We start from the raw sequence: 9,067 nt of genomic DNA, 5'->3' as shown, positions 1-9,067 counted from the left end.
GCCGCTGCAACAGCCCGTCGCCACCGGCGGCGCGGGCGACGCCCTCATCGGTATCGACGATCGCCTGTGAGCCGGGCCGTCAGGCGCGTGGCACCGGACGGGGCGCGCGCGACAGGCTCGCCCAGGTGACTTTGCCGTCGGGCAGCAGCGTGCAGCCCCAGTTTGCCGAGACTGCCTCGACCAGCAGCAGGCCCCGCCGGTCGGGCTCACTCTCGGCCGGCGGGCGGCGCACCGGCGAGCGCTGCCGGTGGTAGTCGCGGACGGCCAGGTGCAGGTGCCGACGGCTACGGGTGATGGTCAGCTCGACGGACGTGCCGGCATGGCGGACCGCGTTGGCGACCAGCTCGCTGATGACCAGGCGGGCCGGACTGACCACACCGGACAGTTCCCAGCGCTCGCACAGCGCGGTGACCATGCGCCGCGCGGCCGGCACCGAGGTCGGGCTGGCGCTGAGCTGGTCGCGTACCTGCTCCGGCAGCTCGCGGCGGGCGGCGACGGCGCGGCCCTGGTCGAGGTCGGCGCAGAGCGTGACGTGCCGGTCGGCGCCGACGCGGCAGAGCGCCGCCCGCGCCTCCGGCGACGCCGAGCAGAGGATGATCGGCGCGGCCGGCCAGGCGGCCGCGTGCCGGGCCGCCGCCATGAACACGGTGAGGCTCATATCCTCGTCGACGGCCATCCCGGCCACGTCGACCAGCACGGCGAACGGCTGCTCGGCCAGGCTTTTCAGAAGGGCGACGCGCAGCCGGGCGGCGCCGCGGAGGGTGAGCCGGCCGGTGACCCGCACGACCGCCAGCGGCGGCTCGTGCGCCGCGACGCACCGCAGGTGGCGCCCCATCAGCACGCCTCGCCGGCCATGCCGCATCGGGCCCGGCCCCGACCGAGGGCGCTTGGCGGAGCCGCGGGCAGGCTTGGCGGAGCCGCGCCGTCGCGCGTGGCCCGGCCCCGGACAGCGACCAAGGGGGCGGCGCGGATGTCGCCCACCGCCATGCCGATCACCCCGGAGATCACGACCCGCGAGGTGCCGCGACGCGGCGCCCCGGCCCGGAGATCGAAGTCGTCATCCATCGACCAGTCCCTTCGCACAGACCCTATCGAGAATCGGCGGGGCCGCGACCCGGCGCGCGGAGGGCTTTCCTTCACGGCGCCCACGACGGGTCATGATCGCCGCCGTGGGACGCTCGGGACGCCGCCTGGCGTGCGGTAGCGTGATGACCCGATGACACCTCCGGACCCGCGCCTCGAGGCCGGTCATATGCGCCGGGTCGGCACGCCCTACCCGTATGCGTTCGGCGCGCGGCCGGAGGAATGCCCAGCGTTCTTCGACCCGGAAACACTTTATCAATTCCAATTCGCGCGACCAGAGGCGATTTTTCGTAAGGCCGCCACGCTCGTCGACAGCGCGCATCTCGACCAGCGGGCGGCGCGGTTTGTCAACCTCCTTCGCGCCGAGCGGTCGGAGGCCCGGAGCGAAACGCATCGCTCCACAGTGGATAAGCTGGAAACCGTCAATGCGGAGAGCCTGGACATCGACGGTGCTGACGCGTTTCCGGCGCCGGTCCACACCAGCCCGCATGCCGATGTGACGGTGGGCGGCCATGGTGTGCGGGGCGCTGGGCGACGCGTTCCATTTCGGCGGCGAGGGTCATCCCCGTGTTGGAGCAGGACGCGCGGGAGCCTGACCGTGATCACGTTTTCCCAGGTGAACGGCGGGTACCCAGCAAAGGCCCGGCGGACATTGAGAGTGCGATGCCGACAGACATCCAGTGCCTGACAGACGATCAGGAATCGCACACGGTGGTGCGGATCGTCGGCACGCTGGACCTGGCCGGCGCCGTCGCGGTGCACACCTGCCTGCTGAAGTGCCTCGCCGAGCAACCGCCGGTGCTCCTGGTCGACCTCTCCGGCATGCGCCTGGCCGAGGAGGACGCGCTCACCGTCTTCCTGGCCGTCGCGCGGAAGGCGGCGATGTGGCCGGCGGTGCCGATGCTGCTCTGCGGCGCCGAGCCGGCGACCGCCCAACTGTTGAACGCCCAGTCGGTCGCCCGCCATCTGCCGATGCTGCCGAGCGTGGGGGCGGCCGTACGCTCACTGGAGCTGGGCGGCCTCCCGGCGACACCGTCACTGAGTGAGGACCTGCTGCCGGTGACCGGCGCCGGGCGGCGGGCCCGCGAGGTGGTCACCGAGGCGTGCCTGCGGTGGGACCTGCCCGGACACGTGGCGCCAGCGTGCACAGTGGCCACCGAGCTGGTCAACAACGTGGTCGCCCACGCGCACACGATGATGCGACTCCGGATCTCGCTGCGCGGGCGCTACCTGCACATCGCCGTACGCGACGGCAGCACCGAGCCGCCCGTCCGCCGCGACGTGCCGGTGAGCGCGACCGCCGGGCGCGGGTTGACGCTGGTCGAGGCGGTCGCCCGCCAGTGGGGCAGCCTGGCCATCGAGGGCGGCAAGGTCGTCTGGGCGGTGCTGGACACGTAACCCCCGCCCCGGGACGCGGCGTGATCGTCAACTGGCCGTCATGCATCCGCACACCGGCAGCGTGGCCGGTGCGTGTCGGTGGGGGCAACCTGGTTTTCCGGAACGGGGCGGGCACTGAAGCGGCGCCCGGCGGACGCCTCGCCGGTGTCGGCGGCACACCGGCGGCGTCGGCTGTCCGGGATCGCGACGGGCGGCTACAGCAGCGACGGTGCCCGCTCGGGCACCTCGACGCCATCGGCCAAGCCGTGGGCGCAGAGGCAGACTCCCAGCTCCGCGACGTAATGCGCGCGGGCCGGGGTGTACTCGTTCTTGTGCAGGGCTGGCAAGGGGCGGGCGCACTGCTCGCAGCGGCGGACACCGCTGTCGGTAGCGGCGCGGATGTTGTGCATCGCGGCCTCCTCTTGGGGTCGGTGCCGGTCCCACCGAGGCCGGCACCGCGGGCTGAGCATCCACGATTACCCTCCGCACCCCTTTCGCGCCACCCCGTGGAGGATCGGTGAGCGAGGTCACGCCGCGCGGAGCGCACGACCACACCATGCCGGCAAACACCTCGACAACCCGCCAAACCAGCCGCACAGCCGCATGCCGGCCCGCGAATCAGTCGCCCGTGACCGGTTGCCATGTCGAGAAGTCGGCCACCTCCGCGAACCGCCCCTCGGCATCGTGCACAGTGTCGCCGAGGGGCAAGGACGTAAGGTAAGCGTCGGCCGATCGTGCCGAGTCTCCATCCGTAAGGACGTCGCCGGCGCAGAGCGATAGTTGTCATCGCCGCCACACTGGTCGTGGCCAGCCTGTCATTCGTGGCATGGCATTCCGCCAAAGGCGGTCCTCGCGATCCACGGGCATGTCCGGGAAGCGAGGGAAAGTCTCTTGACGGACTGCTGCGCACTTATCAACTGCCCTTTCCGCAATGCACTGAACCAAACGGTGAGATACTCGCATTATGTCCAATTGACGACCGACTCCTTTCACATGTACTTCCAGGCGAAGTGGCCGTGCATTGACGAGTTCCTGGCTGTCGACAGGCTCGCCGATGCCGAAACGTTCGAGACGCTCGGACTCCCGTTCGCGCACGTCGAGGGCTGGCCGCAGGATCCGTCAAGCAAATACGCCGCTCAGCCACAACCTTGCGGACCCCCGGGAATCCGTCGCTGGTCTGGGTCGAGATCGCGCTGGACCTGGCGGATGACGACGTCAGACTCTACCTACAGGCTGGAATCCTCTAGGAGTGAGGGCGCGACCCTCGCCCTCCGGATTGGGCGCCGTAACGGCGTTCGAGGGAGGCATTCGAACGCCGTTCTCCTTCCGCAATAACAAGCTGTTGTGGACGTTGAAAGCCACCAGCCGGCGACTTCCTGTCACGCACTTTGTTGCGGGCTGCCCGGGAAGGGCCGAGACGAAGGCAAAATACGACATCCCGGGTTCATTGCATAGATGCTAGTTGATGGGCGATCTGGTCGCGACGGTGGTAATGGCTGGCTCACGATCGCAGCAGTGCCGGATGCGCTCGCCGAGCGGCAACCCACTCTGATCAACTAGCATCGCGGCATGGCAGTTGACCTGTACGCGGGAATCCCAGTCAATGACTACTCGGCGGCGCTGACCTGGTACGAGAAGCTGTTCGGCACCTCGCCGACGTTCATCGCCAGCGACACAGAGGCCGTGTGGGAGCTTGCCGAACATCGGTCGGTGGCCGTCGAACACCGGCCCGAGCACGCCGGTCACGCGATACTCACCGTCTTCGTCGACGACTTCGACACACGCCTTGCCCAGATCGCCAGCCGGGGCATCGAGCCCTCCAAGCGCGAGACCTACGCCAACGGTGTACGCCACGTTACCTACCGCGATCCCGAGGGCAACGAGATCTCGTTCGGCGGCGCTCCGCTCTGATCAGATTCCGCTGCCGTCATCCACAGGGATCCGCCGCGTCTTCGCTGACCCGCGATGAGATGACCTCGATCAGGCCGGTAGATGCATCGCCCTCGCAGCGTCGTACTTGTCCGACAGCGATTTCCCCCAGACAGCAGCGACGCTGGCGGCTGCGACCGACTGCCCACGGACCGCGGGTCCACATCAGACACCAGCGCGAGCGGAAACGCACGCGCCGGCCGGAGCGGCTTCACCGCCGCCATCACAGCGAACCCCAGCGCCGAACTCCGCCAACAACCACGGCGTCTACGCTGTGTCCAGCGGCCGCCACACGATCTTCACTTGTCCTCACAAACAGTGCATTGCCAACCAGAGGCCGCGCCCGACTCGCCAGACGCGCCGACGACTCCGAACCGCCACGTCTCACGCCGGCCCACCTACGTGATCTGAAAGGCGACAATGACCATCCCAAGGGGACCCGGTGCCGTTGGCGCGGCGGTGTACCTGGCTGCCGTGCTCACGCTGGCAATTGTCGCGTACTGGCCCGGAGCCGACAATTACGGCGCCTACCTCTCCCTCTGGGTGCTATGCCTACCCATGAGCTTCCTGCTGGGGCCCTTCTCGTTCATCGCGGCTGGCCTCGCAGACCTCGTACTGGACGACGAACTGACATGGCTGTTTTTCCATGTCGCTTGGTGGTGCCTCACAGCCGCAGCACAGGTCATCCTCGTGTCTCTGCTGGCCAGACTCTGGAGGACGGCCAGAGCAGCGTGCCAACACCGAAGCCGCACACCAAAAGGTGCACCGCCGCCCTCGACAACCTGACGACGCGCCAGGCCCTTCGCCGGGCGATCCGTGAGGCGACCGCCAGGAGAGCGGCGAACCAGGGGCGGCCTTCACACCTGACGTGGCGCGAATCCTAGACGATCTACTGTGGACTGCCGGATGCGTGCAGCTGTGTGCCGCCCGGAGGTGGAGTACGTGTCCCGGTCGGCCAGGTGCTCACTCTGGGGAAGCGGAGAAGCCTCTGGCTAGCCACACCCAGGCGACCGATCGAGAGCTTTCGGGGTCGAGGTTCGCGCTTTCCATTACGGTTCGATTCTGGTGTGGCAGAGGAGAGCTGCCGCGATGCCCGCCGTGCTCGCGGCCGCTGCTCCCGCAGCCGCACCCTCCGCGTCCCCACGATCCCGCCCTGGCCCAGCGCGGGCCCTGGTCCCGGGCTAGCTCGCGACCAGCCCGGGCCGCCCGGGCGGCAGGTCGGGTCCGCGTTCAAGAAAGCTGTCGAGCTGGGCGCACCGACGCGCCCAGCTCGCGCCGCGTCGCCGGGCGCGCGCCCGTCCGCCGCCGACACACTGCCTCGGCTTCGCGATCGGTCGGGATGGTTCGTTGGACCGGCGACGCGCGCGGCGCGTGACAACAAAATCAGGGAGTTTGCTGTCTCGTCCGCAGCAGGAGGCAGCAACATCAGGGATGTTGTCGGTACGTCCGATCGCGGTCCAGCCGCGCGACCACCTCCACCCCCGAAACTCTATAGGTGCCCGTTGAGCGTGGCCCTGCTCACGGAGCTTGCCGAACCGAACAAACCGGCAGAAAGCAGCTGTCCGCAGGGGCCGTCGCGGACGGGCCCGAGACCCTGACCCCGAAAGGCGTCAAACCGCGGAGGGCGAGGCCGCGGGAGCGACGGTCTGGAGCACGACGGGCATCGCGGTAGCCCAGAACGATCTTCTAGTAGATCTTTCGGTTTGTGGATCTGTCCACAATGGTTTGCGTCGGCCACCGTGGACCCGGTGGGATGATCATGGGTTCTGTGGCGGTGACCATGGTGTCTGCCGCAGGTTTCGTCCGGAATGTCGTCGCACATCCCATGCTCATCACCGAAAGGGGCGGCTCGCGCGGCGTCACGCCGAACCCGCGTTCGCGTCGTGCGCCCCATCAACATCCGCGGGGGCGCAAGCAGCACGAGCAGCGCAAAGAACGAACAGCACAAGCAGCACGCACGAGCGGTGCGCGGAGCGCGGGCGGATCCGGCGCCGCACTCCGACCAAAGTTTTCGTTATCCGCGCGACGCCCGCGACGTCTACCACAGTGCGGCCCCCACTTCCCGCACCTCGCCGGCGAGTGACCCGCCACCGGCACGCACCGACAACCACTGCAAGTTTGACTATATGGATATATATCGCTACGCTCGGAAAGCGCTTTCCCCACGCAGTCATCAGGAGGTTGGAGCATGACTCAGCGCATCCGGTTCGGCAGACGGTGGCGGGCCGCCGTCGTCGCGGGCGTGGCGGCCGCCACCGGGGGTGCCGCCCTGGTGACCGCCGTTTCGGCGCAGGCGGCCGCAGGCTGCCAGGTCACGTACTCGATCGCGGCCCAGTGGTCGGGCGGGTTCGGCGCCAACATCGCCATCACCAACTACGGCGACCCCATCAACGGCTGGACGTTGACCTGGTCGTTCACCGCGGGCCAGGCGATCACGCAGTCGTGGGGCTTCACCGCGAGCCCGGCGAGTGGCACCGTGACCGCTCGCAACGCCGACTACACCGCGTCGATCCCGACCGGCGGCACCGTCAGCGGCGGCTTCAACGGCACGTGGAACAACTCGGCCAACCCGGTGCCGGCGAGCTTCACCCTCAACGGGACCGTCTGCACCGGCCAGGTGGCCCCGACCACGGCAGCGCCCACGACGGCGGCACCGACCACCGCGCCTCCGCCCACCACCGCGCCACCGCCCACCACCGCGCCGCCGCCGTCGAACTCGCTGATCGTGGCGCCAAACGGAAACGACGCCAACGCGGGCACGCTCAGCGCCCCGCTCGCGACCCTCGCCCGCGCGGTCGCGGTCGCCACGCCGGGCACCACGATCGCGCTGCGGGCGGGCACCTACCAGTTCAGCACCAACGTACGGATCATGAAGGACGGCACGGCCGCCAACCCGTACACGGTCACCAACTACAACGGTGAGCGGGTCGTGCTCGACGGGGAGAACCTGCCGCACACGCCGGCACCGATCGGCGGCAGCATCCCTAACCTCGAGCGGGGCGTGCTGCACATCGAGGCGGACTACTGGCGCTTCCGCGGGCTGGAGATCATCCACGGGCCGTACGCCATCTTCTGCCGCGACTGCAACAACAACATCTTCGACCGCCTCGTGACCCGCGACAACTACGAGTCGGGGCTCCAGATCCAGGGCGCGTCGAGTAACAACCAGGTGCTCAACCTCGACGCGTACGGCAACCGCGACCCGCGCAAGAACGGCGAGAGCGCAGACGGCCTCGCCATCAAAGAGGGCTCGGGCACCGGCAACGTCGTGCGCGGCGCCCGGCTCTGGAACAACTCGGACGACGGCTTCGACGCCTGGCTCTTCACCTCGCCGATCCTGATCGAGGGGTCAGCGGCGTGGGGCAACGGCTTCAACCGGTGGGGCCTTCCCGACTACGTCGGCGACGGCAACGGCTTCAAGATGGGCGGCGGCGACCCCGACCCGCCGGCCAACCACACCATCCGCAACAGCTTCGCCTTCGACAACGCGGTGGGCGGGATCATCGACAACGGCAATCCCGGCACCATCACCGTCGAGCGCAACAGCGCGTGGCGCAACGGCGACGGGGGCTTCAAGTTCGCCAACTCCACCTCGCGGCTGACCGGCAACCTCGCCGTCTCCAACGGCACCGGCGTATCGCTCGGCTCCGGCGTCACCGCGTCCGGCAACTCCTGGAACATCAAGAGCTCCTGGAGCGCGGCCGACCTCGCCAGCACCAACTCGTCCACATTGACCGGACCGCGCAACGCGGACGGCAGCATCCGCAGCTCCGACTTCCTCCGACCGACCGCCTATCCCAACCTCGGCGCCCGCATCTGAAAGGCCCACACCCCACAAAGGAGCCCCATGTCCAGACGAACAAGACTCGCGGTCGCCGCGGGGACGGTCGCGGCGGCCACCGCCGGCGTCTTCGTGCTGACCGTACCCAACGCGTCCGCCGCCACGCTCTTCTCCGCCAACTTCGAGTCCGGCAGCTCCGGCTGGTCGAAGTCGGGCGGTGACTGGAGCCTGACCTCCGACGGTTCGCAGACGTTCCAGCAGTCCAACACCGGCACCGACCGGGCCCGCCAGTTCGCCGGCGACACCGGTTGGACCAACTACTCGGTACAGGGACGGGTCAAGCCCCTCGCCTTCGGTGGCAGCGGCAGCGTCGTCGCCCTCGCCTCGCGCGTGAGCAGCTCGACCAAGATGTACCGGCTCGCCCTCACCAACGCCAACCGGGTCGAGTTGCAGTACATGAACGGCAGCTCGGTCACCGTGCTGGCCGGCGTCAACCGTACGGTCTCGACCGGCACCTGGTACACGCTGCGGATCGACACCAGCGGCAGCACGATCTCCGGCTACGTCGACGGCTCGCTGGTGGGCAGCGCCACCAACACCGCGGTCTCCGCCGGGCGGATCGGGCTCTTCACCGGGTACGCGAGCGCCCGCTTCGACGACATCAGCGTCAACGACTCGGGCACCACGCCGCCCACGACCCCGCCGCCCACGACCGGGCAGCCCACCACTCCCCCGCCCACCACGCCGCCGCCGACCACTCCGCCGCCGTCGGGGAGTTGGCCGACGCCGACCGGCCAGGTGAACGTCAACGGCACGATCTCGGTCTCCGGCACGCTGGACGGTGGGATGCGCCGGTACTGCTGTATCGGTGACGGCGGTCAGGAGGAGAGCCAGGAT

General features: G+C 69.1%; 8 protein-coding genes. 5 read left to right on the top strand and 3 right to left on the bottom strand.

Annotation, left to right across the window (positions count from 1 at the left end):
• Window positions 1–79 precede the first annotated feature (79 nt).
• Window positions 80–835: an ATP-binding protein gene (locus ACFFIA_RS41000; RefSeq protein WP_377262306.1), complete on the bottom strand. Its 756-nt coding sequence runs from the start codon at window positions 833–835 to the stop codon at window positions 80–82.
• The gene (locus tag ACFFIA_RS40995; protein WP_377262304.1) at window positions 835–1,065 is read right to left on the bottom strand and encodes a hypothetical protein; all 231 of its coding nucleotides are present in this window, start codon (window positions 1,063–1,065) and stop codon (window positions 835–837) included. Before ACFFIA_RS40995 ends, ACFFIA_RS41000 begins: the two co-directional genes overlap by 1 nt.
• A gap of 151 nt (window positions 1,066–1,216) precedes the next feature.
• Here ACFFIA_RS40995 and ACFFIA_RS40990 point away from each other — a divergent pair, with 151 nt between their 5' ends.
• Both ACFFIA_RS40990 and ACFFIA_RS40985 read left to right on the top strand, forming a co-directional pair.
• Window positions 1,217–1,771, top strand: coding sequence for a hypothetical protein (locus ACFFIA_RS40990; protein WP_377262302.1), 555 nt, complete (start codon window positions 1,217–1,219; stop codon window positions 1,769–1,771).
• On the top strand, window positions 1,747–2,481 hold the full coding sequence (locus tag ACFFIA_RS40985; RefSeq protein WP_377262300.1) for an STAS domain-containing protein: 735 nt from the start codon (window positions 1,747–1,749) through the stop codon (window positions 2,479–2,481). Before ACFFIA_RS40990 ends, ACFFIA_RS40985 begins: the two co-directional genes overlap by 25 nt.
• 194 nt (window positions 2,482–2,675) lie before the next feature.
• Here ACFFIA_RS40985 and ACFFIA_RS40980 read toward each other — a convergent pair whose 3' ends face one another.
• The gene (locus ACFFIA_RS40980; protein ID WP_377262298.1) at window positions 2,676–2,870 is read right to left on the bottom strand and encodes a hypothetical protein; all 195 of its coding nucleotides are present in this window, start codon (window positions 2,868–2,870) and stop codon (window positions 2,676–2,678) included.
• A gap of 1,159 nt (window positions 2,871–4,029) precedes the next feature.
• Between ACFFIA_RS40980 and ACFFIA_RS40975 the strand changes: the two genes are divergently transcribed.
• From ACFFIA_RS40975 to ACFFIA_RS40965, 3 genes are all read left to right on the top strand, one after another.
• Window positions 4,030–4,371, top strand: a complete 342-nt coding sequence (locus ACFFIA_RS40975) for a VOC family protein (RefSeq protein ID WP_377262296.1) — start codon at window positions 4,030–4,032, stop codon at window positions 4,369–4,371.
• Window positions 4,372–6,577: 2,206 nt separating this feature from the next.
• Entirely contained in the window at window positions 6,578–8,209 is a 1,632-nt protein-coding gene (locus tag ACFFIA_RS40970) for a right-handed parallel beta-helix repeat-containing protein (protein WP_377262295.1), read from the top strand.
• Between the two features lie 27 nt (window positions 8,210–8,236).
• Window positions 8,237–9,067 (top strand): LamG-like jellyroll fold domain-containing protein (locus ACFFIA_RS40965; RefSeq protein WP_377262293.1); only part of this gene is annotated, 831 nt, incomplete at its 3' end.

The organism is Phytohabitans kaempferiae, assembly GCF_042433955.1.
In the GTDB taxonomy this organism is placed as follows: Bacteria; Actinomycetota; Actinomycetes; order Mycobacteriales; family Micromonosporaceae; genus Phytohabitans; species Phytohabitans kaempferiae.
The sequence above is the reverse complement of the archived record's forward strand: the minus strand, read 5'-3'. Positions and strand labels throughout refer to the sequence as shown.

What these genes read in the sequence shown, in the direction of transcription:
- ACFFIA_RS40985 (WP_377262300.1), top strand. Translation starts at nt 1,747, where the DNA reads ATGCCGACAGACATCCAGTGCCTGACAGACGATCAGGAATCGCACACG.
- ACFFIA_RS40970 (WP_377262295.1), top strand. Translation starts at nt 6,578, where the DNA reads ATGACTCAGCGCATCCGGTTCGGCAGACGGTGGCGGGCCGCCGTCGTC.
- ACFFIA_RS40975 (WP_377262296.1), top strand. Translation starts at nt 4,030, where the DNA reads ATGGCAGTTGACCTGTACGCGGGAATCCCAGTCAATGACTACTCGGCG.
- ACFFIA_RS41000 (WP_377262306.1), bottom strand. Translation starts at nt 835, where the DNA reads ATGGGGCGCCACCTGCGGTGCGTCGCGGCGCACGAGCCGCCGCTGGCG.
- ACFFIA_RS40980 (WP_377262298.1), bottom strand. Translation starts at nt 2,870, where the DNA reads ATGCACAACATCCGCGCCGCTACCGACAGCGGTGTCCGCCGCTGCGAG.
- ACFFIA_RS40995 (WP_377262304.1), bottom strand. Translation starts at nt 1,065, where the DNA reads ATGGATGACGACTTCGATCTCCGGGCCGGGGCGCCGCGTCGCGGCACC.
- ACFFIA_RS40990 (WP_377262302.1), top strand. Translation starts at nt 1,217, where the DNA reads ATGACACCTCCGGACCCGCGCCTCGAGGCCGGTCATATGCGCCGGGTC.